Origin of the sequence: Pseudonocardia sp. CA-107938, from assembly GCF_050936315.1 — a bacterium.
In the GTDB taxonomy this organism is placed as follows: domain Bacteria; phylum Actinomycetota; class Actinomycetes; order Mycobacteriales; family Pseudonocardiaceae; genus Pseudonocardia.
Window position 1 is genome coordinate 2062831 of the sequence record NZ_JBNJNA010000001.1, and the last position, 25630, is coordinate 2088460.

The following is a 25630-nucleotide window of genomic DNA, read 5'->3' on the forward strand; positions in this document are numbered from 1 at the left end:
GGGAACTGTCGTCACTCGACAGTCTGCGGCACCCGGCTGGTGTCGACTGTGCCGATGTGAGACAGCACGCCCGCGAGGACGGCCTCGGGTGCGTCCTCCTGCAGGAGGTGCCCGGCGTCCGGGACGAGCGTGTACCGCGCCCCGGGGATCGCCGCCGCGAGCTGCGCCGCCCGCGCGGCCGGGACCCAGCGATCCTGCTCGCCCCACAGGATGTGGACGGGGCACCGCACGTCGCCCAGCAGCTCGGCGAACTCCGCGGTGTAGCGGTCGTCCTGCTGCGCCACCTGCCGGTAGAACGCCGCCTGCCCGACCGGGCCGCGCCACGGTGCCGCGTAGCGGTCGAGCTCGTCGTCCGTGAGATCGCGGTGCGCCGCGTTGTCGACGTATGCGCGCAGCAACGCCTCGTGGATGTACGCGGGCAGCCCCGCGAACACCGCCTCGTGCTCCCGCGCCGCCTGCACGAACGGCGAGCCGTGCGTGCCGATCGCGACCGGGTCGACGAGCGTGAGCGTCCGGTAGTCGCGCCCGTCGAGCAGGTGGGTGCGCAGCGCGGTGGCGCCGCCGAAGTCGTGCGCGACGACGTCCGGGCGCGTCAGACCCCAGTGGTCGAGCAACGCGGCGAACACCCGGTTCTGCACGCCGAGCGACACATCGCCGGGAGCCTTGTCGGACGCGCCGTAGCCGAGGAGGTCCCACCAGTACACGCGGCGGTACGGGGTGAGGTGCGGCGCGATCCGTCGCCAGACCTGCGACGAGAACGGGGTGCCGTGCACCAGCACGAGCGGGTCGCCGGCGCCGGCCGCGCCCCAGCGCACCGTCCGACCCTCGAACCGAAAGGTCTCCTGCAGGTCCATTTCTAACCCCTTTCGATCGATTTCTGGTTAGCTCGACCCATGCTCCCAGAGCTGATCGACGCCGGCCACCCGGCGCTGGACCTCCTCAACACGGCCGGCGGCGCCACGCGCGAACGTGATGTGGAACGGCTGACGTCCTTCGCCGAGGCCGTCGCCTTCGCGGCGCGCTCCGGGCTCGTCGACGCAGCGGAGGCCGCGGGGCTGGCCGGGCTCGACTCGCCCGCCGAGGTCGTGGAGCTGCGTGCGCAGCGCGAGGCCCTGCACGGGTACCTGTCCGCGCTGGTCGACGGCCGCCCGCCGGCCCCGGCCGACCGCTCCCGCGTCGAGCGTGATGTGCGCGCCGCGTACCGGGCCGCTCGATTGTCCGGCTCGCTCGCGGGGCCTGCCTGGATCGTCGAGGTAGGGCCGGGTCTCATCGGGCACCGGTTCGCGCTCGCCACCGCGGCGCTTCTTTCGGGGTCTTCGCGAGAGCAGATCTCCCGGTGCGGGCGGTGCTCCTGGTTCTTCCTCGACCCCTCGCCGTCGCGGCGGCGGAGGTGGTGCTCGATGGCCACGTGTGGGAACCGGGCGAAGGCGGCGCGGCACCACTCGCGCTCGCGCTGAGTTCTCTCGCGGGAGATCTGGTCGGCCGTGGCGGGTTCGCGGCGTGGGTCGGTTCGCCTCGCGGTGGTCTCGGGTCGCGTGGTCGGGGTCGCCGCTGGTGTCGTCCGTGTTGGCGATGTCGCGGCGAGCTTCGGCTCGCTGCCGGTTCTCTTGCAGGTGCTTTCGGCTCGAGGTACGGGTTGCTGCCGCGCTGCTTCCGCTCCTCGGCCCTGGCGGGCCTGCGGTGCGGGTCAGCTTGCCCACGAACCACCCTGGTCGCCCTGCTCGGGTGGTCACCCCACGTGGTGCCGCTGATCCTGATTCTTCCCGTTTTCGCTGGTTAACGGCACCGCCTTGCGGTAGAATCGAACGCATGGTCGACGTTGAGGAGTGGGTCGGTGTGCCCGACTCGCTGCTGCTCGACGGCTCCCCGTCCCCCGCGGCGGTGCAGCCGTCGGGATGGCTCGCGCTCGAACTCGACCAGTACTTCTCCGACCCCTCCACCCTCGACGACCCCGCCCTGATCGACGCCCTGGTCGGCTACGAACGCCTCGCCGCGTGGGCGCAGGCCCGGCAAGCCCGACTGATCGCCGAACTGGCCGAGCGGCGCACCGAACGCGACGCGGTCACCGACTGGGCCGCCGACGAGGTCGGCACCGCCCTGCACCTGTCCGGTGGGGCGACGGCGTTTCGCACCCGCCAAGCCGAGACGCTGACCGCGCGACTGCCGGACACCCTGGCCGCGTGGGAAGCCGGCCTGGTGGATCAGCGGCGGGTCACCGTGATCACCGAGGGCACCGCCCACCTCACCAACGCCCACGCCGCCGCCGTGGAAGCCCGGGTGCTGCCGAAGGCGCCGCAGCAGACCGCGGCCCAGCTGCGGGCCGCCGTCAAGCGGGCGATCATCGCGGTCGACCCGGCGGGTGCGCAGGAGCGGCACGAGCGGGCGCGCCGGGATCGGCGGGTCGCGGTCAACCCCGAACCCGACGGCATGGCGTCGCTGTGGGCGCTGCTGCCCGCCCCGGACGCGGTCGCGGCGTACGAGTGGTTGACCCGCCTGGCCCGCGGCTGCGGCGCCGACGACCCCCGCACCATGGACGAGCGGCGCGCGGACCTGCTCGCGGATCTGCTGTCCGGCCGGCTCACCAACCCCGACCTGGCGCTGCCGACCCCGGTGAACCCGGGCAAACCGCTGGTGCAGCTGCTGATGCCGATGACCAGCCTGTTCGGGCTCACCGACGATCCGTGCGAGCTGCTCGGGTACGGCCCGATCACCGCCGAGGTGGCCCGCGAGATCGCCGCCAACTCCACCTGGCGGCGGCTGTTGTTCGACCCCGCCTCCGGGGCGCTGCTGGATCACGGCCGCAGCACCTACACCCCACCGACGGCGTTGGCCGAGTTCGTGCGGGCGCGGGATGTGTACTGCCGCTTCCCCGGCTGCCGCCGCAAGGTGGTCAACGGCGAACTCGACCACATCACCGCGTTCGCCGCCGGTGGCGCGACGAGCGCGGCCAACCTGGCCGGCTACTGCGTGCGCCATCACCATCTGAAGCACGCCGGCGGTGGTTGGCAAGTCCGCGCCCTGCCCGACGGCGGGCTGGAGTGGACCACCCCGACCGGGCACACCCACCTCACCCGGCCCTACGACTACCGCACCGATCCCGACCCACCCTGAGCGAATCTTCCTTATCGGTGATAAATTGAGGCCGTGGCAGAACGCGTCGCGGGGCGGCTGGACCGTGAACTGATCGTCCGCACTGCACTCGACCTGCTCGACGAGATCGGGCTGGACGCGCTGTCCACCCGCAAGCTGGCCGAGCGGCTAGGGGTGCAGTCGCCCGCGCTGTACTGGCATGTGCGGGGGAAGCCGGAACTGCTCGACCTCATGGCGCAGGAGTTGCTGCGGCCCGGGCCGCAGCCCGGCGTTGCGGGTGGAACCTGGTCGGAACGTGCCCGCGAGGTTGCTCGCGAGCGTCGGCGTCGGCTGCTGTCCCGGCGCGACGGGGCACGGCTGGTGGCCGGCACGCGTCCCGGGCCGGACGCGGCGCGGGAAGCCGAGGCCGGGATCGCCGAGCTCGTGGCGGCGGGAATGGATCCGGCGACAGCGCTGCACTCGCTCGTCGCGATAGGCCACTTCGTCACCGGCTTCGTGCTGGAGGAGCAGGCCGCAGCGGGTCGGGAGCTGCCCGTACCGGCTGATACCGGCGACTTCCCGCTGCTCCAGGCCGCGCTCGCGGCCGGTGGTCCACCGGAAGGAAACCGCGCGTTCGAGCACGGGCTCGGCGCGCTCATCGACGGGCTGGCCCGGCACCTGCCGAACCACGAGGAAGGACAACGATGACTCGACCCAACGTGCTCGTGCTCGGCTTCGACCCCTACCGGGTGCCGATCTCCGACGCGGACGCCGTGGCCGCGGCGCTCGATCGCGGTCAGGCGCGCTTCGCGGAGCTCGACCTCGCCACCGAGACGTGCCTCCTCGGCCTGGACGACGACGTGCCGGCCGTCGTGACTTCAGCGCTCACGGCCCAACCGTGGGACTGCGTCGTCGTCGGCGGCGGTCTGCGCAAGCCGGCGGAGGCGCTCGAGCTGTTCGAGCTCGTGGTGAACCTCGTGCACCGCCACGCCCCGCAGGCCGCCATCGCGTTCAACACCAGTCCGGAGGACAGTGCTGACGCCGCGGTCCGCGTACTGGCCGCCTGATCCGGCTCAGGCGGGCAGGAGCGGCGCCGGCTCTCCGAGCGCCTCCAGAAGGCGCGGCGGGACGGGGCGCTTGCCGGAGAAGTCCGACGCGACCACGACGTACACGTTGCGCGCGGCGACGCACACCTCCCCGCCCCGCAGGACCTGGAAGTCGAGCGCGAAGCTGGTGGTGCCGATCCGGCCCGTCGACACCGCGACGGCGGCGTCGTCGCCCCAGCGCACGCCCGACTTGTAGTCGAGCTCCGACCGCACCACGTGCACGTCGAAGCCGAGCTCGATCAGCTCCGGGTACGGGAGCCCGCGGTCGGCGAGGAACGCCGCCATGGCCTCGTCCACCCAGGTCAGGTACCACCCGTTGAACACCACGCCCTGCGAGTCGATCTCCATGTAGCGGGGCGTGATCGGCATGCGGAAGGTCATGGCCCGACGCTAGCCGAGCCCGCATCCGCTCAGGCGCAGTGCGCGGACGAGATCGGGAGCGACACCACCGCGCCCGGCGGCAGGACCGTCCAAGCGCTCGGCGCGGCACACCGTCAGCGTCGAGCACAGGTGGCGGTGGTGGATCTCTTTCGCGGTCTCCCTCGGGTACTGCCCGGTCTGGTCACGGGGGGACGACACGCACTCCCCGAACCCCGCGAACGGTGTCTACCCGACGCGCTCCCGGATGGTCCGGTTCACCGCGCGGCCGAACGCGTTGACGACGCCGCGGACCGTGACGGGCTTGAGGTGGGCCAGTGCTTCGGCGAGGCGGGTGCGTTCCTCGCTCGGTCGGCCGCGGTCACGGTAGGGCTGCAGGATCTCCGTCTGGAACATGGTCATCAGGTCCTCGGCGAGCGCCGAGGTGTGCTGCTCGATGAGCCGGTGGGCCTTGCGCCACAGCTCGGGCGGCAGGCCCGAGTCGATCACCGCGAGACCGGAGCCGAGGACGGCGGCGCCGTGCAGCCGGAGGCGTCCGTCGTCCAGCGGCTCGACGACACCCAGCCCGACCAGGGTCTGGATGTCGGCGTCGGAGAGGGTGCGGCCGGCGCGGCGGTCCAACTCGGCGCGGTCGACCTCCTCGATGTGCTCGGGCACCCACGGGGTGAGCAGGGCCCGTTGCAGGGCCAGCTCCGCCGGGCCGGCATCGAGCGGCAGCCGCTGTAGGTGCGACTCGATCGCACTGAGCGTGAAGCCCAGTGCCGACAGCTCGCCGACCAGCTCCAACCTGGCCAGGTGGGCGGGTCCGTAGAGCCCGGTCCGGCCGCGCAGCTGAGGAGGCGGGAGGAGTCCGCGGCCGGCGTAGTAGCGGATGTTGCGCACGGTGACCCCGCTGCGGGCGGCCAACTCGTCGATCGTGAGCAACTCCTCCACTGCCGTCATGGGTGAGAGGTATACCCGATCCTTGACCTATGTGACAGTACTGCTGTAACAAAGGCGCATGACCCAGATCCCCGAGGCTTACGTCTACGACGCGATCCGCACACCGCGCGGCCGGGGCAAGGCCTCCGGCTCGCTGCACGAGGTCAAGCCGGTCTCGCTCGTCATCGGACTCATCGACGAGATCCGCCGCCGGTTCCCCGACCTCGACACGAACACCATCGACGACGTCGTGCTCGGCGTCGTGTCGCCGATCGGCGACCAGGGCGGCGACATCGCCAAGACCGCCGCCATCGCCGCCGGCCTGCCTGACACCGTCGCCGGCGTGCAGCTCAACCGCTTCTGCGCGTCGGGCCTGGAGGCCGTGAACACCGCCGCGCAGAAGGTGCGCTCCGGCATGGAGGACCTCGTCCTCGCCGGCGGTGTGGAGGCGATGTCGCGCGTGCCGATGGGCTCCGACGGCGGCGCGTGGGCGATGGACCCGGACACCAGCTACCAGACCGGCTTCGTGCCGCAGGGCATCGGCGCCGACCTGATCGCCACGCTGGAGGGCTTCTCCCGCACCGACGTCGACACGTTCGCCGTCGAGTCGCAGTCGCGCGCGGCGAAGGCGCAGGCCAACGGGTACTTCTCGCGGAGCGTCGTGCCGGTGAAGGACCGCAACGGGCTCACCGTGCTCGACCACGACGAGTTCATCCGCCCCAACGCGAGCGTCGAGGGCATGGCCGCGCTCAGCCCGTCGTTCGCGATGATCGGCGACCAGGGCGGCTTCGACGCCGTCGCGCTGCAGCGCTACCACTGGGTCGAGAAGATCGACCACGTCCACCACGCCGGCAACAGCTCCGGCATCGTCGACGGCGCGTCGCTGACGCTGATCGGCAACGAGGACGCGGGCAAGCGCAACGGGCTCACGCCGCGCGCCCGCATCGTCGCCACGGCGCTCTCCGGTGCCGACCCGACGATCATGCTCACCGGCCCGGCGCCGGCCAGCCGCAAGGCGCTGGCGAAGGCCGGGCTGACGGTCGACGACATCGACCTGTTCGAGATCAACGAGGCCTTCGCCGCCGTGGCCATGCGCTACATGAAGGACATGGGCATCAGCCACGAGCAGACGAACGTCAACGGGGGCGCCATCGCCATGGGCCACCCGCTGGGTGCGACCGGGGCGATGATCCTCGGCACCCTCATCGACGAGCTGGAACGCCGTGACCTGCGCCGTGGCCTCGCCACGCTGTGTGTGGGTGGCGGCATGGGAATCGCGACGATCGTGGAGCGGGTCTGAACATGACTGAGCAGAAGGCAGTGCGCTGGGAGAAGGGCGCCGACGGCATCGCGATCGTCACCCTCGACGACCCGAACGCCAGCGCCAACACCATGAACGACGCGTACAAGACCGCGATGGGAGAGGTCGTCGACCAGCTCGTCGCGGCCAAGGACGAGCTGACCGGTGTGATCATCACGTCGGCCAAGAAGACGTTCTTCGCGGGCGGCAACCTCGACCAGCTCTCGTCGGCGGGACCCGACGACGCGCCGCTGATCTTCGAGAGCGTCACCGAGGTCAAGGCGCAGCTGCGCCGCCTGGAGACGCTGGGCAAGCCCGTCGTCGCGGCCATGAACGGCACCGCGCTCGGCGGCGGCCTGGAGATCGGCCTGGCCTGTCACCACCGCATCGGGCTCGACGCCAAGGGCGTCGTCTACGGGCTGCCGGAGGTCACGCTGGGCCTGCTGCCCGGCGGCGGTGGCGTCACCCGCATCACCCGCATGCTCGGGATCATGAACGGGTTCATGAACGTCCTGGCGCAGGGCCAGCGGCACAAGCCCGCGAAGGCCCTGGAGATCGGGATCATCGACGAGCTCGCGTCGACGCCCGAGGAGATGCTCGACAAGGCGCGCGCGTGGATCGCCGCGAACCCCGACGCCGCCCAGCCCTGGGACAAGCCCGGCTTCAAGATCCCCGGCGGCGCCCCGTCGAACCCGAAGCTCGCCGCCGTGCTCCCGGCGTTCCCGGCGAACCTGCGCAAGCAGCTCAAGGGCGCTCCGATGCCGGCCCCGCGCAACATCCTCGCGGCTGCCGTCGAGGGTGCGCAGGTCGACATCGACACCGCGCTGCGCATCGAGGGCCGGTACTTCACCGAGCTCGTCGTCGGGCAGACGTCGAAGAACATGACCAAGGCGTTCTTCTTCGACCTGCAGCACATCAACAACGGCGGCTCGCGCCCCGACGGGTTCGAGCAGTGGCAGCCGCGCAAGGTGGCCGTGCTCGGCGCCGGGATGATGGGCGCCGGCATCGCGTACGTGTGCGCGCTGGCCGGCTGGGAGGTCGTGCTGAAGGACGTCTCGCTGGAGGCGGCCGAGAAGGGCAAGGCGTACTCCGAGGGCCTGGTCGCCAAGGGCGTCAAGCGCGGGAAGACCACGCTGGAGAAGGGCGAGGCGCTGCTGGAGCGCATCACCCCGACCGCCGACTACGGCGACCTCGCCGGCTGCGACGTGATCATCGAGGCCGTGTTCGAGTCGGTGCAGCTCAAGCAGGAGGTGTTCCGGGAGGCGATGAAGGTCGTCGAGCCCGACGCCCTGCTCTGCTCCAACACCTCGACGCTGCCCATCACCGAGCTGGCCGCCGGCCTGGACCGCGAGGGCGACTTCATCGGCCTGCACTTCTTCTCGCCCGTCGACAAGATGCCGCTGGTCGAGATCATCAAGGGTGAGCGCACGTCCGACGCCGCGCTGGCCAAGGCGTTCGACCTCACGCTGGGCATCAAGAAGACCCCGATCGTCGTCAACGACAGCCGCGGCTTCTTCACCTCCCGCGTGATCGGCACCTTCATCAACGAGGGCGTCGCGATGATCGCCGAGGGCATCGACCCGCAGACCATCGAGCAGGCGTCCTCGCAGGCCGGGTACCCGGCGCCGGTGCTGCAGCTGATGGACGAGCTGACGCTGACGCTGCCGCAGAAGATCCGCAAGGAGTCCAAGGCGGCGGTCGAGGCGGCCGGCGGAACGTGGGTGGCGCACCCGTCGGAGGCGGTCATCGACCGGCTCGTCGACGAGTTCGACCGCAAGGGCAAGTCGTCCGGCGCCGGGTTCTACGAGTACGAGGACGGCAAGCGCACGCGGCTGTGGCCGGGGCTGCGCGAGCACTTCGGCGCCACCAACCACGACGTCGACCTGCACGAGCTGTCCGAGCGCATGCTGTTCGTGGAGTCGATCGAGACCGTCAAGTGCTTCGACGAGGGCGTGCTCACGTCGGTGCCCGACGCCAACATCGGCTCCATCTTCGGCATCGGCTTCCCGCCCTGGACCGGCGGCGTCATCCAGAACATCGACGGCTACCCGGGCGGCGCCGCCGGCTTCGTGGCGCGCGCGGACGAGCTGAAGGCGAAGTACGGCGAGCGGTTCGAGGTGCCGGAGAGCCTGCGCAAGCGGGCCGCGGAGGGCACGAAGGCGGCGTAGTTCCGGCCGGCCCACGAGGGTTGCAGCAAAGCCACTTTCACGCAGGGATCCTGCGTGGAAGTGGCTTTCCTGCAACGTGGGTCGGCTGCGCGGATCGGGCCCGCGGCGTCGGGGTCGGCGGCTACCCTTCACCCATGGCGTCGATCGAGGACCTCGAAGCGCGGGTGGCGGCCCTGGAGGCCGACGTGCGCGCTGTGCGGCAGGATGCTGCGGCGGCGCGCGTGTTGGCCGGCGGCGCCGATCGTGACGTGTCGGCCTTCGCGGCCCGGCTCGACGCGCAGCGCAAGCTGCTCCAGGCACTCCGCGAGACGCAGATCGAGCACACGGCCCGGCTGGACAGCCTCGAGCAGCGATTCGGCAACCTCGAGCAGCGAGTGGGCGGCCTCGAGCAGAAGGTCGATCAGGGGTTCGACTCGATGCGTGAGGTGAATGCCAAGGTTCTCGCCGGGCAGACCGAGATCCTCACCCTCCTGCGCCGCGCCGAGGGCTGAGCTGCTCCACCGGCAGCACCAGCACCTGCAGCAATCGCGCCAACTCTGCCGCCGGGTCCGCCGTGCGGCCCGTGTGCACCGGCCCCGGCCGCACGACCGTGCTGCGCGGGGCGGTGAGCCGGCGGAACCGCCGCCCCAGGTCCTCACCCGTCCCCGGCCCGGACGCGGCGAGCGCGCCGTCGGTGCGGCGGTCCGCGCGCGGCGGGGTCGGGACCTCGCAGACCGCGGCGGCCACCTCTACCAGCGCGGTGATCGCGTCGACGTCGACGTGCGGGTCGAGGACGCGCAGCCGGGCTGGGTCGACGTGCACCGCGCCACGCAGGAAGTCGACGTCGCGGCAGTACAGCAGCACCCCGACGTTGACCGACTCGCCGCGCTCCGGCCGCGGCACCGCCTGCAGCACGGCGTACTCGTACAGGTTCACGGCCGGGCCGTCAGCCAGTAGGGCGGCTTCGGCGCGCGGGTGACGGGTCGCGGCCGTCCGGCGGCGACGGTCGCGCGCACGCCGGGCAGCCACGCGTCACGGGCCGCGAGGCGGGCGCCGAGCTGCTGCACGTAGGCGCCTCGGACGGCATCGGGACCGGCGAAGCCGGGTTCGTCGGCCAGCCAGTCGTCGGGGACGGCCGCGGCGGCTGCGCCGAGCGCGTCGGCCGTGATCAGCGGGGCGAGGGCGGCGTCGGCGGCGTCCAGGTCGGGGGCGGAGCCGAGCAGGACGTGGTCGGCGGCGTCGTACGGCCTGCGCACGGCGTCGCCTGCCCGTTCCCACGCGTGGTGGAACGTGAGCGTGGCGCCGTGGTCGATCAGGTACGGCGCCCGGTGCCACAGCAGCATGTTCGGGTTGCGCCACGAGCGGTCGACGTTGCCGACGAGCGCGTCGAACCACAGCACCCGGCCGGCGAACTCGGGGCCGGGGTCGAACGCCAGCGGGTCGAAGTCCAGGGCGCCGGGGAGGAAGTCGAGCCCCAGGTTGCGGCCGGGGGAGCGCCGCAGCAGCTCCTGCACCTCCTGGTCGGGCTCGGCGAGCCCCAGCGCTGGATCGACGTCGACGGTGACGAGCTCGGGCACCGGCAGCCCGAGCGCCCGTGCCAGCTCACCGGTGATGATCTCGGCGACCAGCACCTTGCGGCCCTGGCCGGCACCGTGGAACTTGACGACGTAGTGCCCGAGGTCGTCGGCCTCCATGAGGCCGGGCAGCGAGCCGCCCTCACGCAGGGGCGTGACGTAGCGGGTCGCGGTGACGTGGCGGAGCACGGTGCCGATCATCCTCGGGTCGCGTCGGCCAGTGCTGCCACCCGGGCGGTCCGGGCCCCGGACCGCCAGCACAGCACCCACCGGACGGGTGGGGAACCGGGCGCGAACGGCACCATGGCGAGCGTCGGGCGGGCGAAGTAGTCGGCGGCGTGCGCGGCCAGCGGGCACACGCCTTCACCTGCGGCGACGCGTGCCATCAGGTCCAGCAGGGTGGCAGCGACGGGCTCGGGCGAGCGGCGGTAGGGGGCGGCGCGTCGGCCGGCGCGGAACACCGCCTCGCCGTCGAGGTCGGCCAGCGTGACCTCGGACCGTTCGGCCAGCCGGTGGCCGCGGGGCATCGCGAGCACGACCGGTTCCTGCAGGACGACCGGGCCCTCCTCGAACCCGGGCTCGTCGACGGGCGCGTTGGTGACCGCGACGTCGACCTCGCCGGAGCGCAGCAGATCGAGCGGATCGACGAACCCGGTCTCGCGGAAGGCCAGCTCGACGCCGGGGTTGCGCTGCCGGAACCGCGCGAACACGGGTGCGGCCAGCTCGGCCACGGCCGGCGCCTCCAGGCCGACGGTGAGGGTGCCCGCGATCCCGCGCCCGGCGGCGATCGCGGCGGCGATGCCGCGTTCGATCCGGTCGTGCCCGGCGCGGACGTCGGCGTAGAGGGCGGCGCCGATCGGGGTGAGCGCGACGCGCCGGCTGGTGCGGTCGAACATGGCCGCGCCGAACTGCCGCTCCAGCTTCTTGATCGTCTGGCTGACGCGGGCCTGCGAGATCAGCAGGCGCTCGGCGGTGCGACCGAAGTGGAGCTCCTCCGCGAGCGTCAGGAAGATCTCGATCTCGCGGCGCTCCATAATGCAGAGGCTATCAGTCCATGCGCAGAACGTCGTTGTTCCCGCAGGTCGGCGCCATGATGCTCGTGACATGACCGATTACCTGAAGTCCACCGATCCCGGCTACGACGCCGAGCGCTCCGGCTACAACCTCGCTGTCGAGCACAAGCCCGAGGTCGTGGTCCCGGCCGCGTCGGTGGCCGACGTCGTCGCCGCCGTCCGGTACGCCACGGCGCACGGCCTCGGCGTTGCCGTCCAGGCGACCGGCCACGGCCCGTCCCGCCCGGCCGACGGGCAGCTGCTGATCACCACCGGGCGGATGGACGGCATCGCGATCGACCCGGTCGCGCGCACCGCGCGCATCGAGGCGGGGGTGCGCGGAGGTGCGCTCGTCCGGGCCGCGGCCGAGCACGGCCTGGCCCCCGTCAACGGCTCGTCACCCGAGGTCGGGGCGGTGTCCTACCACCTCGGCGGCGGGTTGGGGATCCTCGGCCGCAGCCTCGGCTGGGCCGTCGACCACGTCCGCGCGATCGAGCTCGTCACCGCCGACGGGGAGCTGCGCCGGGTCACCGCCGACACCGAGCCTGAGCTGTTCTGGGCGCTGCGCGGCGGTGGCAAGGGCACGTTCGGCGTGGTCACCGCGCTGGAGATCGACCTGCACCCGGTCGCCCGGCTGTACGGCGGAGGCATGCACTTCGCGGCGGACACCGCGGAGCGCGCGCTCACCACGTGGGCGGACTGGACCCGCACCGTGCCCGAGGCGATGAGCTCGTCCGTGCTGCTCATCCGCATGCCGGACCTGCCGTTCCTGCCGGACGAGCTCCGCGGCCGCTACGTGGTCCACGTGCGGTTCGCGTACACCGGGTCGGCCGTCGAGGGGGAGCGGCTCGTCCGCCCGTTCCGCGAGCTGGGACCGATCACGGACACCGTCGCGGAGATGCCGTACGCGGCCGTCGGCACGATCCACGCCGAGCCCACCACGCCCGTCCCGTTCCACGCGCGCAACGCGGTGCTGCGCAGCCTGGACGCGCAGGCGGTGGCGGAGCTGCTGCGCCACGCAGGTCCGGACGCCGGTGCGCCGTACCTCGTCGAGCTACGGCACCTGGGCGGCGCGCTGAGCCGTCCAGGTGCCGTGCCCAGCGCGCTGGCCCGCCGCGACGGCGAGTTCGTGCTGTACGCCGGGGCGGCCGCCGAGCCGGCGCAGGTTCCGGCACTGCAGGCAGCGTTCGAGCGCCTGTTCAGCGCGCTGGCGCCGTGGGGGACGGGCGGGGTGTGCGTGAACTTCCTGTCCGGCCCCGATGTCACGGCGGCCCAGCTCGCCACCGGTTACCTGCCCGGCGACGCCGATCGGCTGGCCGCGGTCAAGCGCGCCGTCGACCCCGGCGACGTCTTCCGCACCCACCACGGCCGTGCCTGAGAGTCGTCAGCCGACCGTGATGGTGACCTTGTCCGGGTAGAACGCGACGTGGTCCTTGATCTCGGAAACGGCGTCGTACGGCGTCCGGTAGATCCAGACGGCGTTGCCCAGCTCGCCCTCGCGGCCGAGGTCGAAGTAGTCCGCCTCGCCCTTGAACGGGCAGTAGGTGTGGTGGTCGCTGGGACGCAGCACGGCGGGGTCGACGGCCGCCAGCGGCAGGTACTGCACGGCGGGGTAGGTCGACTCCTGGAGGGTCAGCGCATCGGTGGTGTCGGCGATGACGGTGCCGTCCAGCTCCACCACGACCCGCTGCCCGGTGGGGCGGACGGTGATCGGGTGGCTGGCGTCGGGCAGCTTCTGGCGAGGATCCATGAAAGGGTCAACGCCGGCGGCTCGCCGCAGCTTCCGCGGTCAGCCCGTGTTCTCGTGCGTCGCGACGATGACCGCCCTGGCCAGTGTGTGGGAGAACAGGTTGAAGCCCAGGAACGCCGGGGTGGCGCCCTCCGGCAGCTCCAGCGCTTCGACGTCGACGGCGTGCACCACGAACCAGTAGTGGTGCGGGCCGTGCCCGGGCGGCGGGGCGGCGCCGAGGAAGCGGGCCAGGCCGGCATCGTTGGCGAGGGTGACCGCGCCGTCGGGGAGACCGGATCCCTGTTCGTCGCCGGCGTTCGTGGGCAGTGAGGTGACCGAGGCCGGGATGTTCGCCACGGCCCAGTGCCAGAAACCCGACGCCGTGGGCGCGTCCGGGTCGTAGCAGGTGACGGCGAACGACTTCGTCCCGTCGGGGAACCCGCTCCACGCGAGCTGCGGCGACACGTCCTCGCCCCCGGCGCCGAAGATGCCGGAGAGCTGGGCCTTCTCCAGCGGCGCGCCGTCGGTCAGGTCCGTGCTGGTGACGGTGAACGATCCGACCTGCGGGAGATCTGCGTAGGGATCACGAGACATGGCTCGCACCCTAGTGCGGGACCGTCGGGATCGTCGGCTGCAGCGCGGCCATGGGTGGCATCCTGCTCCTGTGGTGCGGCTGGCAGGGGTGCGCAAGACCTACCGGCGGCGCACCGTGCTCGCCGAGGTCGACGTGCAGCTACCTCCCGGGGTGCCCGTGGTGGTGACCGGCCAGAACGGGTCGGGGAAGTCGACGTTGCTGCGGATCGTCGCCGGGGCTTCCGCGCCGTCGGCCGGCACGGTGACGGGTCGTCCGCCCGTCGTCGGGTACCTGCCCGCGCCCTACCCGGCGTCGGCGCGGATGCCGGTGCGCGACCACCTGCGCCACCTCGCCGCCGTGCACGGCCGCGCGTCCCGGCACATGGCGGTGCTCGACGCACTGGGTTTCGACGGGGCGCTCGCCGGGCCCGTCGCGCAGCTCTCCACGGGCAACGCGCAGAAGGTCGGCCTGGCGCAGGCGTTCGGCTGCGCGCCGGACCTGCTCGTGCTCGACGAGCCGTGGATCTCCCTCGACACCGCTGCCGCCGCGGCACTGGACCGGCTCGTCGTCGACGCGCTGGACGCCGGCGCCGCCGTCCTCGTCGCCGACCACACCGGGCGCGCCTACGGACTCCCCGGCGTCGAGGCGTACGAGCTGGTCGACGGCCGGCTCGTCCCCGTCGAGCCGCCGGTGCCGGCCCCGCCGACGGCGATGATCGAGCTGCGCTGCCCCGGGGCGAGGTTGCCCGAACTCCCGCCTGTGGTCGAGGCGTGGCGGGACCGCGACGCCCTGACCGTCCGCGTCGCGGCGGGCCGCAGCGACGCCGTTCTGGCGGCAGCGCTCGCGGCCGGCTGCTCGGTGGTGTCGGTCCGGCAGGAGCACCCGTCGTGAGGACGGTCGCGTGTGCGCGCTACCTCTGCGCCGATGTGCTCCGGTCGCAGCGGGTGCTCCTGCCCGTCATCCTCTACGCAGGGGTGCTCGCCGTTCTGTACGGCGGGGATCCCGGGCCGCTGCCCGCGCCGTGGGCGGCGTCGGCGCTCGTGCTCTACCCGGTGGCGACGTGGCTGGCGCTGGTGCTCGCCAACACCGAGGAGCCGCCGGCGCGGATGGTCACCGTCGCTGCCGCGGGCGGGACGGGCCGGGTGGTCGCGGCGACCCTGGCGGTCGCGCTCGCCGCCGACGTGCTGCTGTCCGCGGCGGCAACGATCGTGCCCGTGCTGATCAGCCACTACCGCGTGCCCGACGGCGCGCTGCTGCTGGGCCTGTGCACCCACCTCGCCGCCGCGGCGACGGGCACCGCGATCGGCCTGCTCGTCGCCCGCCCGTTGATCACCCGCATCGGCTGGTCGTTCTGCATCGGCGCGGTCGTCGTGTCGGCGACGGCCGTGCAGCCGTCGCTGCCGCCCGTCGGGACGGCGGTGCGGACGGTCACGGAGGGTGCCGCGGTGCCGTGGGCGCCCGCCGTGCTCGCGGTGGTGCTGGCGGCCGCGGCGGCCGTCATCGTGTGGGCGGTGGAGAGCAGGCGGTAGCCAGTCTCGAACCCAGCGCACGCAGCTCGGTTCGCAGCTCCTCCGGTGCCTCGACGACGAACGGCGCGTCCAGCCCGATCAGCACGCCGGGCACCCAGTCGAGCCGCTCTGCCCGGAGGCGGACGCGGACCCTGCCGTCGTCGACCGGCTCGATCGTGGCGAGGCCGCGCGGGAGCCGCGCGCGGACCTCGTCCGCGTCGCCACGGACGAGCACCGACACCTCGTACCGCCACGGCGTGCGCGCGATCCCGGCCAGCACGTGCTCGGCGGGGTCGAACCCGGCCGGGGCGTCGAACCGGCCGTCGACGGGCGCGACGCTCGTGACCCGGTCGAGGCGGAAGGTGCGCACCTCCCCGCTGGCCGAGTCGGCACCGGTCACGTACCACCGGCCGCGGTGGGCGACGATGCCGTACGGGTGCAGGGTGCGGTCGCTGCGCCGCCCGTCCCGACCGGTGTAGCCGATGCGGACGGGTCGGCGGTCCCGCGCGGCCCCGGCCAGCCGGAGCAGCACAGCGGTCTCCGGGCTCGGCGCCGGGTGCTCCGGCGCCGTGACGTCGACGGTCTCCAGCAGCGCGTCGAGGCGGGTGGCCAGTGGTTTCGGCAGTACCCGGCGCACCTTCGCCGCCGCGCTCTCCGCAGCCGCCGCCGAGGTCGGCACCACATCGGCCACGAGCCCGAGCAGGACGGCGAGGGCCTCCTCGTCGGTCAGCATCAAGGGCGGCATCCGGTAGCCCGGCGCCAGGCGGAAGCCGCCGTAGCGACCGCGCACGGACTCGACCGGCACGCCCAGGTCGACCAGGTGCTCGACGTAGCGCCGCGCGGTGCGCTCGTCCACGTCGAGCCGGTCGGCCAGCTCGGCGGCCGACCGGACCCCGCCGTTCTGCAGGATCTCCAGCAGTGCCAGCACGCGGGCTGCGGGTCGGGCCACGATCCCTCCTCGATACCGGGCGGAACCTGCCCGGTATCGATCGTAGCGTCGACGGCATGACCATCTCTTCCTTGCGCATCATCACCGAGGACGTCGCCCGGCTTGTCGTGTTCTACGAGCAGATCGCCGGGCTGACCGCCACCTGGGCCACCCCGGACTTCGCGGAGATCAGGACGCCGACGTTCGTCCTGGCGATCGGCAGCACCCGCACCGTCGCTCCGAGCACGGCCCGACCGGCGGCCAACCACAGCGTGATCATCGAGTTCCTGGTGGACGACGTGGACGCCGAGTACACGCGCCTCGCGGAGCACGTGCAGGTCGTCGCCCCGCCCACGACCATGCCGTGGGGCAACCGGTCGCTGCTGCTCCGCGATCCCGACGGGACGCTGGTCAACCTCTTCACGCCCGTTACGGAGGACGCGCTCGCGAAGTGGGGTTAGCTCGTGCGGCGGCGGAAGAGCCGGCCGGACGCCGCGATCCCGGCGATCAGCAGGCCGATGCACCACAGCAGAGCAGGGACGCCCGCGTCACCGACGGTCCGGTCGAGCAGCAGGGCGCGCAGCGTCTCCACCACGGGGGTGATCGGCTGCGCCTGTGCGAACCCGCGCAGCACCTCCGGCATCGTCCCCGTCGGGACGAACGCGCTGCTCACGTAGGGCAGGAAGAGCAGCACGAAGGCGATCGCGCCGGCGGCCTCCGGCCCGCGCACCAGCAGCCCCCACGCCGCCGACACGGCGCCGAAGGCCGCCATGAACAAGGCGAGCAGCGCCGCCGCGAGCACCCAGCCCAGCGGTGTCGCGGCGGGCCGGAACCCGATCAGCACGGCCACGACCACCACGACGGCGGCCGAGACGAGGTTGCGCAGCACGCCCGCCACCACGTGCCCGATCAGCAGCGACGCGCCGAGCACCGGCAGCGAGCGGATGCGGTCGACCATGCCCGTGGCGAGGTCGTGGTTCACCGACGTCGCCGTCATGGCCGAGCCGTGCGCCGCGCAGAGCACGATGATCCCCGGCACGACGTAGGTGAGGTAGTCGGTGCCGGTCTGCATCGCGCCGCCGAACACGAAGACGAACGTGAACAGCATCAGCACCGGCAGCACGATGGCGACGGCGGTGCCGTCGATGCTGCGGGCGGTGTGCCGGACGCTGCGCCCGATGAGGGTGGCGACCTCGATCGCGGGGGATGGAAGGCCCGACGGAGGAGGGCCGGGGCGGGTAGGGGAACTCATGCCGCGACCTGCTCGGTGAGGGCGAGGAACACGTCGTCGAGCGTCGGGCGGTGCACGGCCACCCGGTCGACGGGCACGTCCCGCGCCGCCATCAGCTGCAGCAGATCGCGGACCGCGCCGGCGCTCCCGTCCGTGGTCACGTGCAGGGACATGCCGGACTCGTCGATCCGGCCCTGCCCGTCGAGGGCGGCGCAGGCGGCGGCCAGCGCGCCGACGTCGGACAGCACCAGCTGAACGGTCTCCCCGCCGATCCGCGACTTCAGCTCGTCGGGTGTCCCCTCGGCCGCGACCCGGCCGCCGGCGAGCACCGTGACGCGCTCGGCCAGCTGGTCGGCCTCCTCCAGGTACTGGGTGGTCAGCAGCACCGTGACGCCGGATCCGGCCAGCTCCTCGACGGCCGTCCACACGTCGCGGCGGCTGCGCGGATCGAGCCCGGTGGTGGGCTCGTCCAGGAAGAGCACCTGCGGATCGCCGACGAGGCTCAACGCGATGTCGAGCCGCCGCGCCATGCCGCCCGAGTAGGTGCCGACGGCGCGGTCGGCCGCGTGGACCAGGTCGAACCGGGCGAGGAGGCGCTCGGCCGTCTCGCGGGCGGCGGACCGGCCGGCGTGCCGCAGCCGCGCCATCATCACCAGGTTCTCGCGGCCCGTCAGCACCTCGTCGACGGCCGCGTACTGGCCGGTGAGGCTCACGGCGCGGCGAACGGCCGCGGGATCGGCGACGACGTCGTGGCCGGCGACGACGGCCCGGCCGCCGGACGGCGCGACGAGCGTCGTGAGGATCTTGACGGTCGTGGACTTGCCGGCGCCGTTCGGGCCCAGCAGCGCGTGGACCCCGCCGCGCGGGACGTGGAGGTCGACTCCGTCGAGCACGGGTGTGGCGCCGTAGGTCTTGCGCAACCCCTCGACAGCAATTGTGTATGCCATAGACGAAGTATATGACATACACCGAGTGTAGGATCAACACCGATGACCGAGTCGACGCCGCTGGAGGCGGTCTGGACGGCCGTGCCGGGAGCCGTGCCCCGCACCGGCCTCACGCTCGACCGCGTGGTCGCGGCCGCGATCGAGATCGCCGACGCCGAAGGGCTGGGTGCGGTGTCGATGAGTCGCGTCGCCAAGCGGACCGGCTTCACACCGATGGCGCTCTACCGGCACGTCGCGAACAAGGACGAGTTGGTGCTGCACATGCAGGACCGCGCGATGGGACCGCCGCCGCCCGAGCTCGCCGCCACCGGCGACTGGCGGGCCGACACCGAACGCTGGGCGTGGGCGTCGCTCGCGCGGATCCGCGCCCACCCCTGGTACGTGCAGACGCTGTCGACGTTCGGCGCCCCGGCCACCCCCAGTCACCTGCTGTGGGCGGAAGCGGCGTTGCAGGCGCTGGCGCCCACGGCGCTAACCGAGTCCGAGAAGGTCGAGACGACGCTGCTGATCAACGCGCACGTCGTCGGTGACACGACGTTCCACGCGATCGAGACGGCCACCGAGGCGGTCGGCGTCTACGACGACGTGCTGGCCCGGTTCCTCGACGAGGAGCGGTTCCCCGCCGTGGTCCGCGCGGTGGCGGCCGGCGCCTTCGCCGCCGGCCCCGACCCGGCCGCCGACCGCGACGCCCTCTTCCGCTACGGCCTCGACCGCATCCTCGACGGGGTGGCCGCCTACCTGGCGTGAACCGAGTCGTGGTCCGGCCGGGGTGGGTCAGGCCGCTGAGCAGGCCGAGCGGTCCACGCGGGCGAGGAGGCGGTCGAGCGCGGCCGCGAACACCGCGGGCTGCTCCACCGGCGGCATGTGCGCCGCCTGCTCGACGACCGTCAGCTCGGCGCCGGGGATCCGCGCCAGCTCGTGCGCGACGGGGAGCGGGGTGAAGTCGTCATCGGCACCGACGACGACGGCTGTGGGCACCGCGATCCCGGGCAGCCGGTCGCGGTGGTCCGGGCAGTCCGCGCGCAGGCGGTGGGCAGCTGCCACGCCCGACGGGTCGGAGTCCCGCATCATCGTCAGCACGTGCCCCGAGACGTTCTCGGAGCAATCAGGTCGGATCATTCGGTACAGGTTTTCGACGGTGTAGGGATCCATGCCCTCGCGTTCGATGCGGTCGGCCAGCGCGTGGCGCGCGACCGGGTCCGGGTCGGGCCCGGCGGAGGTGTCGACCAGTGCCAGGCCGGCCACGAGCTGCGGATAGCGGTGCTGCAGGTCGAGCGTCACCAGCCCGCCCATCGAGAAGCCGACGATCACGGCAGGGCCCACCTGCCGGTCGGCCAGCAGTGCGGCCAGGTCGTCGGCGTACCCGCCGAAGTGCGCAGGCGGTCCGGCGCTCGCGCCGAACCCGCGCTGGTCGACGACGAGGACGCGGCGCTGCCGGGCCAGCCGGTCGACGTGGTCGCGCCACATGGTGTGGTCGAACGGCATGCCGTGCACGAGGAGCACCGGGGTGGCCGGACCGTGACCGCGGTCGTGGAACGCGAGGGTGCCCCCGGGCCGGTCGATCGTGTGCATCTCGCTCTCCTCCCTTGATTGACTCCCCGAGCATGCGCGGTGCAAGATGGTGAGAGCAATACCGACAATGGCATCGGAGCAATGCGGTGGACGACTTCCGGGTGCTCGCGGACGCCCTGGCTGCCGACATCGCGTCCGGCCGGCTTCGCCCCGGCGAGCGGCTGCCCACGCAGCGGCGCTACGCCCGTGACCGCGGCGTCGCGGTCTCGACGGCCTCACGCGTCTACGGCGAGCTGACCCGGCGCGGGCTCGTCGTCGGCGAGGTGGGCCGGGGGACGTTCGTCCGCGCCGGCGACTCCGACGTGCGCCGTGGTGCCGTCGAGCCGGCGCGCACCCGGGTCGACATGGAACTCAACTTCCCCGTCCTGCCCGGTCAGGCCGTGCTCCTCGCGCGTTCCCTCGACGGGATGCTGCGCCCGGAGTCGCTCGGGGCCGGGCTGCGGGCACCGCTCGCCGCCGGCACACCGGGAGCCAGGGCTGCGGCCGCGGCGGCGCTGTCTCGGTCGGGTTGGACGCCCGCGCCCGAGTGCATCCTGTTCGCCGGCAACGGCAAGCAGGCCATCTCGACGGCCATCAGCGCGTTCGTCCCCGTCGGTGGCCGGCTCGGGGTGGAGGCCCTGACCTATCCGGTGGTCCGCGGCATCGGCCAGCGGCTCGGCGTGCAGTTCGTGCCGCTCGCCGTCGACGAGGAGGGGCTGCGGCCCGACGCCGTCGCGGCCGCCGGCCCGCTGTCGGCGCTCTACCTGCAACCCACCCACCACAACCCGCTGGGCGTGACGATGTCGGCGGCCCGGCGGGTCGAGCTGGCGAAGGTCGCCGCCGAGCTCGACCTGGTCGTGATCGAGGATCTGATCAACGCCTTCCTCGCCGTCGATGCTCCGGCGCCGCTCGCCGCGTTCGCGCCCGAGCGCGCGGTCGTCGTCGACAGCCTGAGCAAGCGGCTCGCCCCCGGCCTCTCCGTCGGGTACGTGGTGCCGCCGCCGGCCATGGTCGGGCGCGTGGCCGGGGCGCTGCGCGCCGCCGGTGCGATGGCGCCGACGTTCGCCGTCGAGGCCACCACGCGGGTGATCAACGACGGCACGCTGCGCCGGCTCGAGGAGGCCAAGCGGGCGGACGCCGCCGTGCGGCAGGGCATCGTCGCCGAGCAGCTCGCGGGGTTCACGGTGCGCGCCGACCCGCACTCGTACTACTGCTGGTGGGAGCTGCCGGCGCCCTGGCGGGCGGAGACGTTCGTCGCGGCCGCCGCCCGCGCCGGCATCGGCATCACCCCTGCCGCGGCGTTCGCGATCGGGCCGGCGCACGCACCCAACGCCGTCCGGCTCGCGCTCGCGGTGCCGTCGCTGCCGGTGCTCACGGAGTCGCTCGCCACGCTCGCCACCCTGGCCCGCGGCAATCCCGGGGACGAAGGCGGCACGGAATGAGTCGCGTCGTCCGCGTCGCCAGCGCCCGGGCCCACCCGTACGTGGCCGCGCTTCCCCGAGCCGCCACCGCCGACAACACCGCCGTGATCGCGCTCTACGAGCGGCTCGGCTTCCGCCGCATCCTGACCAGCTCGTACGGGTCCCGGCTGTTGGGACGCACCCCGTGACCCGGCGGCTGCCCCGGAGCGTGACGTGGGGGCTGTTCGCCGCCTGGGTCCTGCACGACGCCGAGGAGCTCGTGACGATCCCGCGTTGGATCGAGCGTGCGCGACCGCGGCTGCGACGGCGGTTCCCGTCGGTGCCGGACGCCGCGTGGGACCGGCTCGCACCTGATCAGACGCACACCGCCGTCGCGATCGCGCTCATGGGCGGCCTCGTAGCGGCCGCGGCTGCGGCCGGTGAGCGCACGGAAGGGCGCAGCCCCTTCTTCCAAGCGGCACTCCTCGGGTTCGGTGCCCACGCCGTCGTCCCGCACCTGGCCGGCGCCGCCGTGACGGGTGGCTACACGCCCGGGCTCGGCACCGCGCCCACCGTCGTCCTGCCGTTCACGTGGTGGGCGCGCCGGCAGCTGCGCAAGGCAGGGGTAGAGCCGGCGCCGCTTCCCGCGTCCGCGTTGCTGCTGGTCCCGTTGTCGATCGGCGGGGCACAGGGCGCCGCGAGCCTGATCGTCCGCCTCGCCCGGAGCGTGCGCCGCTACAGCGGGGTGGCGAAGACCTGAGTCCAGTGGATGCCGATGCCGCCCGTCGCGATGCCGACGCCGATCTGCGTGACCTCCGGACGGAGGATGTTGGCGCGGTGGCCCGGCGAGTGCATCCACGCGTCTACGACCGTCGCCGCGTCAGGCTGACCTGCGGCGATGTTCTCCGCGACGACGCGGTAGGAGTACCCGGCCGCGCGGACGCGGGCGTCGACGCCCAGGCCGTCGGGGTCGGTGTGGGCGAAGAAGCCGCGGGCGACCATGTCGGCGCTGTGCCGGCGCGCGGCCGCCGCCAGCCGGGCGTCGACGGTGAGCGGGGGCAGCCGGTGCCGGGCCCGTTCGGCGTTCGTGGCCGTGACGACCGCGGCGCAGCGGGCGTCGTCCGGCTCGCCGTCGTCGTCGACCTCGACGCCGAAGTCGCGGGCGAGCCCGGCGAGGCCGTCGGCGTAGCCCTGCCCGACGGCCCGCAGTCGCCAGCCGTCACCCCGGCGGTAGACCTCGGCCACGAGCAGCACCGTCTCGGTGGACAGCCGGGGCACGACGAACCGGGCGAACGCGCGGCCGCGCTCGTCGGCGAAGCTCACGGCGGGTGCGGGTAGCCGGCCGAGCGGGGTGCCGGGCACGTCCGGTGACGCCACCACGACGACGCGTTCCGCGCCGCGCCGCAGCCGGGCAGGTCGCACGGCGAGCCGCGTGCCGGACAGGCGCACGCCGGGGGCGTCGGGGGCGTTGTAGAAGACCAGGTCGGCGTCGGTCGCGACGAGCCCGTCGGCGCCCACGACCAGCGCCGATACGTCGTACGGGCCGGTGATCGAGACGTCCACGGCGGGCCCGGGCATCGCGATGACCGCACCGGGGACGAGGTCGGTCGCCACGAGCCGTGAACGTGGGTCCCTCCGTCCGGGTTCCCGTGCGGCACGATGCGGACGTGAGTACCGCATTGCTGGTGTCCGCGCGGACGATCCTGCGCGGCCCCGTCACCGACCGGATCGACGACGGCGCCGTCCTGTCCGTCGACGGCACGATCACTGCCGTCGGCCGGCGCGCGGAGGTCGAGGCCGCAGCGCCGCCCGGCACCGTGCACCACGATCATCCCGACGCCACGCTGCTGCCCGGCCTCGTCGACGGGCACGTCCACCTGGCGCTGGAGCCGGGCCGGGACCCGTTCCGCGCCGCCCGCGAGGACGACGACGCGACGCTGGAGGCCGCGATGCGACGGGCGGCGGCGACGCTGCTGGGGGCCGGCGTCACCACCGTCCGCGACCTGGGCGACCGCGGTTACCTGGCGCTGCGCGTGCGGGACGCGATCGCGGCCGGCACCGTGCCGGGCCCGCGGGTCCTCGCGGCCGGCGCCCCGCTGACCCCGCCCGGCGGGCACTGCCACGTGCTCGGCGGCGTCGTGGACGGGCCGGTGGAGATCGCCGAGCGCATCGCCGAGCACGCCGCCGCGGGGGTCGACCTGATCAAGGTGATGGCGTCGGGCGGGCAGTCGACCACGGGCGGCGCGACCATGTGGGAGAGCCAGTTCGACCGCGCCGAGCTCGCCCTCGTCGTCGAGGAGGCGGCGCGGCACGGGCTGCGCGTAGCCGCGCACGCGCACGGCACGCAGTCGATCACCGACGCCGTGGCCGCGGGGGTGGCGACGGTGGAGCACTGCACGTGGATGAACGGGCCGGGCACGAGCGACCAGCGGCCCGAGGTCGTCGCCGACATGGCCGGCCGGGGCATCGTCGCCTGTACGGGCAGCAGCGCCGACTGGCGCCGGCTCGGCGCACTGATCGGCGACGACGAGCGTGCGTTCGCCCTGATGAGCCGTGTGCGCGGGCTCGCGGAGGCCGGGGTGCGGGTGGTGCCCGGCACCGACGCCGGGCTCTCCCCGTTCGACGCGCTGCCGGCGGCGCTGGGCCGCCACCGCGACTTCGGCTTCTCGGCGGCGGAGATCCTCGACATGGCCACGTCCGGGGCCGCGGACGCGCTCGGGTTGGGCGCGGTGACGGGCCGGCTGGCGCCGGGACTGGCCGCCGACCTGCTCGTCGTCGACGGGGATCCCGTCGACGAGCTCGACCGGCTCACCGACGTGCGCATGGTCGTGGCGGCCGGGCGGGTGGCGGCGTGAACCCCGGGCTGTTGTCACGCGTGGTGCGCGGCGGGTTCGTCGAGTCGGAGCACCACGGGCACGCCGTGGCGCTGGACGCGTCCGGGGCGATCGTGTGGTCGATCGGCGACCCCGACGTCACGTTCCTCGCGCGCTCGTCGCTCAAGCCGCTGCAGGCCGTCGCGATGCTGGAGAACGGCCTCGACCTGGACGGGGAGCTGCTCGCGCTGGCCGCGGCCAGCCACTCCGGGGAGGCCGGACATCGCGCCGGGGTGCGGAAGATCCTGGCCGGCGCCGGCCTGGACGAGTCGGACCTGCGCAACACGCCGACCGTGCCGTGGGGCGACGAGGCCGCCTTCCACTGGCGCGCCGAGGGGCACGGCCCGGCGTCGATCGCGCAGAACTGCTCCGGCAAGCACGCGGCCATGCTCGCGACGTGCGTCGCCGCCGGCTGGGACCGCACCCGCTACCTCGACCCCGGTCATCCCCTGCAGCGCGCCGTCCGGGCCGCCGTGGGCAAGCTGACCGGAGACGGCGACCCGCTCGTCTCGACGATCGACGGGTGCGGTGCACCGCTGTTCTCCTGCACGGTGGCGGGTCTGGCCAGGGCGTTCGCCCGGATCGGCGCGCTGGGCAAGGACACCCCGGAAGGGCGGGTCGGGGCGGCGATGCGCGCGAACCCGTGGTGGGTGTCCGGCACCGGGCGGCTCGAGGTGGAGCTGGCCGCGACCGTGCCCGGGGCGATCGGGAAGGTCGGCGCCGAGGGCGTGTTCGCCGCCGCGCTGCCGGACGGGCGGGCGCTCGTCGTCAAGGTGCTCGACGGGGCGCTCCGCCCGTTGCCGGTGGTCGTCGCGGCGGCGCTGCGCGCGCTCGGCGAGTCCGACCTGGGGTCCTTCGGCTCGGTCCCGGTGCTCGGCCACGGCGAGCCGGTGGGGCAGATCGAGCCGGCGGGCTAGGCGGCCGCGAGTGCCGAGAGCAGCACGAGCACCAGGGTGACCACGGCGAGGACGCCGTGCGCCCCGACGACGGCGACCGGGAAGCTCCGCTCGGGCGGAGCGCTCGCGGCCGTCCCGCCGCCGCCCGCGGTCACGGCGGCACCGCGGTAGGTCGGGATCCAGCGCAGGAGCATGACGAACCCGAGCGCCGCGACGGGCAGGAGCAGCACGAAGGCGATCCACGCCAGCGTCGCGCCACCCGCGACGAGGTGGACGATCCACAGGACCAGTCCCGCGGCGGCGAGCCCGAAGTGCCCGAAGATGACCGCGGGTGGGAGGTGGGTGCTGCGGGGCTCGCGCACGCCGCCCTTGGCGATCCACGTGCCCAGCATGAACAGCCCACCCCCTGCGGTGAGCACCCACGAGATCAGCGCGGCTACGGCCAT

The 25630-nt window shown here is 73.5% G+C and carries 31 protein-coding genes; 17 read left to right on the top strand and 14 right to left on the bottom strand.

Annotated elements, in window-relative coordinates; genetic code table 11:
• Positions 1–11 precede the first annotated feature (11 nt).
• Positions 12–854, bottom strand: a complete 843-nt coding sequence (locus ACQEVB_RS10275; protein WP_432968056.1) for an alpha/beta fold hydrolase — start codon at positions 852–854, stop codon at positions 12–14.
• A gap of 39 nt (positions 855–893) precedes the next feature.
• Between ACQEVB_RS10275 and ACQEVB_RS10280 the strand changes: the two genes are divergently transcribed.
• The 4 genes from ACQEVB_RS10280 (at position 894) to ACQEVB_RS10295 (ending at position 4136) form a co-directional block, all read left to right on the top strand.
• Entirely contained in the window at positions 894–1457 is a 564-nt protein-coding gene (locus tag ACQEVB_RS10280; RefSeq protein ID WP_432968059.1) for a CGNR zinc finger domain-containing protein, read from the top strand.
• Positions 1458–1809: 352 nt separating this feature from the next.
• Complete coding sequence (locus tag ACQEVB_RS10285) at positions 1810–3111, top strand: DUF222 domain-containing protein (RefSeq protein WP_432968062.1); 1302 nt, start codon at positions 1810–1812, stop codon at positions 3109–3111.
• A 33-nt stretch (positions 3112–3144) separates the two neighbouring features.
• Complete coding sequence (locus tag ACQEVB_RS10290) at positions 3145–3777, top strand: TetR/AcrR family transcriptional regulator C-terminal domain-containing protein (protein WP_432968065.1); 633 nt, start codon at positions 3145–3147, stop codon at positions 3775–3777.
• Positions 3774–4136 carry a hypothetical protein gene (locus ACQEVB_RS10295; RefSeq protein WP_432968068.1) on the top strand — a complete coding sequence of 121 codons (363 nt, stop codon included), beginning with the start codon at positions 3774–3776 and terminating at the stop codon, positions 4134–4136. The genes ACQEVB_RS10290 and ACQEVB_RS10295 overlap by 4 nt, the downstream gene beginning before the upstream one ends.
• A 6-nt stretch (positions 4137–4142) precedes the next feature.
• Here ACQEVB_RS10295 and ACQEVB_RS10300 read toward each other — a convergent pair whose 3' ends face one another.
• Positions 4143–4556 carry an acyl-CoA thioesterase gene (locus tag ACQEVB_RS10300; protein ID WP_432968071.1) on the bottom strand — a complete coding sequence of 138 codons (414 nt, stop codon included), beginning with the start codon at positions 4554–4556 and terminating at the stop codon, positions 4143–4145.
• 225 nt (positions 4557–4781) lie between these two features.
• Entirely contained in the window at positions 4782–5495 is a 714-nt protein-coding gene (locus ACQEVB_RS10305; protein ID WP_432968074.1) for a MerR family transcriptional regulator, read from the bottom strand.
• A 58-nt stretch (positions 5496–5553) separates the two neighbouring features.
• Here ACQEVB_RS10305 and ACQEVB_RS10310 point away from each other — a divergent pair, with 58 nt between their 5' ends.
• The 3 genes from ACQEVB_RS10310 (at position 5554) to ACQEVB_RS10320 (ending at position 9433) form a co-directional block, all read left to right on the top strand.
• Positions 5554–6774, top strand: coding sequence for an acetyl-CoA C-acetyltransferase (locus tag ACQEVB_RS10310; protein WP_432968077.1), 1221 nt, complete (start codon positions 5554–5556; stop codon positions 6772–6774).
• Positions 6775–6776: 2 nt separating this feature from the next.
• Positions 6777–8942 carry a 3-hydroxyacyl-CoA dehydrogenase NAD-binding domain-containing protein gene (locus tag ACQEVB_RS10315; protein ID WP_432968080.1) on the top strand — a complete coding sequence of 722 codons (2166 nt, stop codon included), beginning with the start codon at positions 6777–6779 and terminating at the stop codon, positions 8940–8942.
• Positions 8943–9076: 134 nt separating this feature from the next.
• Entirely contained in the window at positions 9077–9433 is a 357-nt protein-coding gene (locus ACQEVB_RS10320) for a hypothetical protein (protein WP_432968083.1), read from the top strand.
• Here ACQEVB_RS10320 and ACQEVB_RS10325 read toward each other — a convergent pair.
• The 3 genes from ACQEVB_RS10325 to ACQEVB_RS10335 are packed head-to-tail and all read right to left on the bottom strand — an operon-like array spanning position 9405 to position 11529.
• Positions 9405–9857 carry a DUF3037 domain-containing protein gene (locus tag ACQEVB_RS10325; RefSeq protein WP_432968086.1) on the bottom strand — a complete coding sequence of 151 codons (453 nt, stop codon included), beginning with the start codon at positions 9855–9857 and terminating at the stop codon, positions 9405–9407. The two genes, ACQEVB_RS10320 and ACQEVB_RS10325, sit on opposite strands and share 29 nt — an antisense overlap.
• On the bottom strand, positions 9854–10684 hold the full coding sequence (locus tag ACQEVB_RS10330; protein WP_432968089.1) for a HipA family kinase: 831 nt from the start codon (positions 10682–10684) through the stop codon (positions 9854–9856). The genes ACQEVB_RS10325 and ACQEVB_RS10330 overlap by 4 nt, the downstream gene beginning before the upstream one ends.
• A gap of 8 nt (positions 10685–10692) precedes the next feature.
• Positions 10693–11529, bottom strand: a complete 837-nt coding sequence (locus ACQEVB_RS10335; protein WP_432968092.1) for a LysR family transcriptional regulator — start codon at positions 11527–11529, stop codon at positions 10693–10695.
• A gap of 70 nt (positions 11530–11599) precedes the next feature.
• On the opposite strand from ACQEVB_RS10335, the gene ACQEVB_RS10340 reads away from it, so the two are divergent.
• A complete protein-coding gene (locus ACQEVB_RS10340; protein WP_432968095.1) occupies positions 11600–12925 on the top strand; it encodes an FAD-binding oxidoreductase in 1326 nt (441 codons plus the stop codon).
• Positions 12926–12931: 6 nt separating this feature from the next.
• On the opposite strand, the gene ACQEVB_RS10345 is transcribed toward ACQEVB_RS10340, so the two are convergent.
• Together ACQEVB_RS10345 and ACQEVB_RS10350 are read right to left on the bottom strand one after the other, a co-directional pair.
• Positions 12932–13297, bottom strand: a complete 366-nt coding sequence (locus tag ACQEVB_RS10345) for a DUF427 domain-containing protein (RefSeq protein WP_432968098.1) — start codon at positions 13295–13297, stop codon at positions 12932–12934.
• Between the two features lie 39 nt (positions 13298–13336).
• Entirely contained in the window at positions 13337–13870 is a 534-nt protein-coding gene (locus tag ACQEVB_RS10350; RefSeq protein ID WP_432968101.1) for a YbhB/YbcL family Raf kinase inhibitor-like protein, read from the bottom strand.
• Between the two features lie 70 nt (positions 13871–13940).
• On the opposite strand from ACQEVB_RS10350, the gene ACQEVB_RS10355 reads away from it, so the two are divergent.
• A complete protein-coding gene (locus ACQEVB_RS10355) occupies positions 13941–14741 on the top strand; it encodes an ABC transporter ATP-binding protein (protein ID WP_432968104.1) in 801 nt (266 codons plus the stop codon).
• The gene (locus tag ACQEVB_RS10360) at positions 14738–15379 is read left to right on the top strand and encodes a hypothetical protein (RefSeq protein WP_432968107.1); all 642 of its coding nucleotides are present in this window, start codon (positions 14738–14740) and stop codon (positions 15377–15379) included. Before ACQEVB_RS10355 ends, ACQEVB_RS10360 begins: the two co-directional genes overlap by 4 nt.
• On the opposite strand, the gene ACQEVB_RS10365 is transcribed toward ACQEVB_RS10360, so the two are convergent.
• Positions 15348–16307, bottom strand: coding sequence for a helix-turn-helix transcriptional regulator (locus ACQEVB_RS10365; protein ID WP_432968110.1), 960 nt, complete (start codon positions 16305–16307; stop codon positions 15348–15350). The genes ACQEVB_RS10360 and ACQEVB_RS10365 overlap by 32 nt on opposite strands.
• A gap of 56 nt (positions 16308–16363) precedes the next feature.
• Here ACQEVB_RS10365 and ACQEVB_RS10370 point away from each other — a divergent pair, with 56 nt between their 5' ends.
• A complete protein-coding gene (locus tag ACQEVB_RS10370; RefSeq protein ID WP_432968113.1) occupies positions 16364–16747 on the top strand; it encodes a VOC family protein in 384 nt (127 codons plus the stop codon).
• Here the strand turns inward: ACQEVB_RS10370 and ACQEVB_RS10375 are convergent.
• Together ACQEVB_RS10375 and ACQEVB_RS10380 are read right to left on the bottom strand one after the other, a co-directional pair.
• Positions 16744–17538, bottom strand: coding sequence for an ABC transporter permease (locus tag ACQEVB_RS10375; protein ID WP_432968116.1), 795 nt, complete (start codon positions 17536–17538; stop codon positions 16744–16746). The two genes, ACQEVB_RS10370 and ACQEVB_RS10375, sit on opposite strands and share 4 nt — an antisense overlap.
• Positions 17535–18464: an ATP-binding cassette domain-containing protein gene (locus ACQEVB_RS10380; RefSeq protein ID WP_432968119.1), complete on the bottom strand. Its 930-nt coding sequence runs from the start codon at positions 18462–18464 to the stop codon at positions 17535–17537. The genes ACQEVB_RS10375 and ACQEVB_RS10380 overlap by 4 nt, the downstream gene beginning before the upstream one ends.
• Positions 18465–18506: 42 nt before the next feature.
• On the opposite strand from ACQEVB_RS10380, the gene ACQEVB_RS10385 reads away from it, so the two are divergent.
• Entirely contained in the window at positions 18507–19211 is a 705-nt protein-coding gene (locus ACQEVB_RS10385) for a TetR/AcrR family transcriptional regulator (protein WP_432968122.1), read from the top strand.
• Positions 19212–19238: 27 nt separating this feature from the next.
• On the opposite strand, the gene ACQEVB_RS10390 is transcribed toward ACQEVB_RS10385, so the two are convergent.
• Positions 19239–20036 (bottom strand): alpha/beta fold hydrolase, encoded by a 798-nt coding sequence (locus ACQEVB_RS10390; protein WP_432968125.1) that lies wholly within the window; start codon positions 20034–20036, stop codon positions 19239–19241.
• An 86-nt stretch (positions 20037–20122) separates the two neighbouring features.
• On the opposite strand from ACQEVB_RS10390, the gene ACQEVB_RS10395 reads away from it, so the two are divergent.
• From ACQEVB_RS10395 to ACQEVB_RS10405, 3 genes are read left to right on the top strand one after another with little or no spacing between them, the layout of a single operon-like run.
• The gene (locus ACQEVB_RS10395) at positions 20123–21457 is read left to right on the top strand and encodes a PLP-dependent aminotransferase family protein (RefSeq protein ID WP_432968128.1); all 1335 of its coding nucleotides are present in this window, start codon (positions 20123–20125) and stop codon (positions 21455–21457) included.
• Positions 21454–21624 (top strand): hypothetical protein, encoded by a 171-nt coding sequence (locus ACQEVB_RS10400; protein WP_432968131.1) that lies wholly within the window; start codon positions 21454–21456, stop codon positions 21622–21624. Before ACQEVB_RS10395 ends, ACQEVB_RS10400 begins: the two co-directional genes overlap by 4 nt.
• Entirely contained in the window at positions 21621–22175 is a 555-nt protein-coding gene (locus tag ACQEVB_RS10405; protein ID WP_432968134.1) for an HXXEE domain-containing protein, read from the top strand. Before ACQEVB_RS10400 ends, ACQEVB_RS10405 begins: the two co-directional genes overlap by 4 nt.
• On the opposite strand, the gene ACQEVB_RS10410 is transcribed toward ACQEVB_RS10405, so the two are convergent.
• Positions 22151–23029: a CAP domain-containing protein gene (locus ACQEVB_RS10410; RefSeq protein ID WP_432968137.1), complete on the bottom strand. Its 879-nt coding sequence runs from the start codon at positions 23027–23029 to the stop codon at positions 22151–22153. The genes ACQEVB_RS10405 and ACQEVB_RS10410 overlap by 25 nt on opposite strands.
• 53 nt (positions 23030–23082) lie before the next feature.
• Between ACQEVB_RS10410 and ACQEVB_RS10415 the strand changes: the two genes are divergently transcribed.
• Both ACQEVB_RS10415 and ACQEVB_RS10420 read left to right on the top strand, forming a co-directional pair.
• Positions 23083–24270, top strand: coding sequence for an amidohydrolase family protein (locus tag ACQEVB_RS10415; protein WP_432968140.1), 1188 nt, complete (start codon positions 23083–23085; stop codon positions 24268–24270).
• The gene (locus tag ACQEVB_RS10420; RefSeq protein WP_432968142.1) at positions 24267–25205 is read left to right on the top strand and encodes an asparaginase; all 939 of its coding nucleotides are present in this window, start codon (positions 24267–24269) and stop codon (positions 25203–25205) included. Before ACQEVB_RS10415 ends, ACQEVB_RS10420 begins: the two co-directional genes overlap by 4 nt.
• On the opposite strand, the gene ACQEVB_RS10425 is transcribed toward ACQEVB_RS10420, so the two are convergent.
• Complete coding sequence (locus ACQEVB_RS10425; protein ID WP_432968145.1) at positions 25202–25630, bottom strand: hypothetical protein; 429 nt, start codon at positions 25628–25630, stop codon at positions 25202–25204. The genes ACQEVB_RS10420 and ACQEVB_RS10425 overlap by 4 nt on opposite strands.

Coding starts and splice junctions, on each gene's coding strand:
- ACQEVB_RS10280 (WP_432968059.1), top strand. CDS start 894: ATGCTCCCAGAGCTGATCGACGCCGGCCACCCGGCGCTGGACCTCCTC.
- ACQEVB_RS10345 (WP_432968098.1), bottom strand. CDS start 13,297: ATGGATCCTCGCCAGAAGCTGCCCGACGCCAGCCACCCGATCACCGTC.
- ACQEVB_RS10400 (WP_432968131.1), top strand. CDS start 21,454: ATGAGTCGCGTCGTCCGCGTCGCCAGCGCCCGGGCCCACCCGTACGTG.
- ACQEVB_RS10375 (WP_432968116.1), bottom strand. CDS start 17,538: ATGAGTTCCCCTACCCGCCCCGGCCCTCCTCCGTCGGGCCTTCCATCC.
- ACQEVB_RS10340 (WP_432968095.1), top strand. CDS start 11,600: ATGACCGATTACCTGAAGTCCACCGATCCCGGCTACGACGCCGAGCGC.
- ACQEVB_RS10385 (WP_432968122.1), top strand. CDS start 18,507: ATGACCGAGTCGACGCCGCTGGAGGCGGTCTGGACGGCCGTGCCGGGA.
- ACQEVB_RS10295 (WP_432968068.1), top strand. CDS start 3,774: ATGACTCGACCCAACGTGCTCGTGCTCGGCTTCGACCCCTACCGGGTG.
- ACQEVB_RS10285 (WP_432968062.1), top strand. CDS start 1,810: ATGGTCGACGTTGAGGAGTGGGTCGGTGTGCCCGACTCGCTGCTGCTC.
- ACQEVB_RS10315 (WP_432968080.1), top strand. CDS start 6,777: ATGACTGAGCAGAAGGCAGTGCGCTGGGAGAAGGGCGCCGACGGCATC.
- ACQEVB_RS10380 (WP_432968119.1), bottom strand. CDS start 18,464: ATGGCATACACAATTGCTGTCGAGGGGTTGCGCAAGACCTACGGCGCC.
- ACQEVB_RS10300 (WP_432968071.1), bottom strand. CDS start 4,556: ATGACCTTCCGCATGCCGATCACGCCCCGCTACATGGAGATCGACTCG.
- ACQEVB_RS10425 (WP_432968145.1), bottom strand. CDS start 25,630: ATGGCCGTAGCCGCGCTGATCTCGTGGGTGCTCACCGCAGGGGGTGGG.
- ACQEVB_RS10310 (WP_432968077.1), top strand. CDS start 5,554: ATGACCCAGATCCCCGAGGCTTACGTCTACGACGCGATCCGCACACCG.
- ACQEVB_RS10305 (WP_432968074.1), bottom strand. CDS start 5,495: ATGACGGCAGTGGAGGAGTTGCTCACGATCGACGAGTTGGCCGCCCGC.
- ACQEVB_RS10275 (WP_432968056.1), bottom strand. CDS start 854: ATGGACCTGCAGGAGACCTTTCGGTTCGAGGGTCGGACGGTGCGCTGG.
- ACQEVB_RS10370 (WP_432968113.1), top strand. CDS start 16,364: ATGACCATCTCTTCCTTGCGCATCATCACCGAGGACGTCGCCCGGCTT.
- ACQEVB_RS10390 (WP_432968125.1), bottom strand. CDS start 20,036: ATGCACACGATCGACCGGCCCGGGGGCACCCTCGCGTTCCACGACCGC.
- ACQEVB_RS10350 (WP_432968101.1), bottom strand. CDS start 13,870: ATGTCTCGTGATCCCTACGCAGATCTCCCGCAGGTCGGATCGTTCACC.
- ACQEVB_RS10320 (WP_432968083.1), top strand. CDS start 9,077: ATGGCGTCGATCGAGGACCTCGAAGCGCGGGTGGCGGCCCTGGAGGCC.
- ACQEVB_RS10335 (WP_432968092.1), bottom strand. CDS start 11,529: ATGGAGCGCCGCGAGATCGAGATCTTCCTGACGCTCGCGGAGGAGCTC.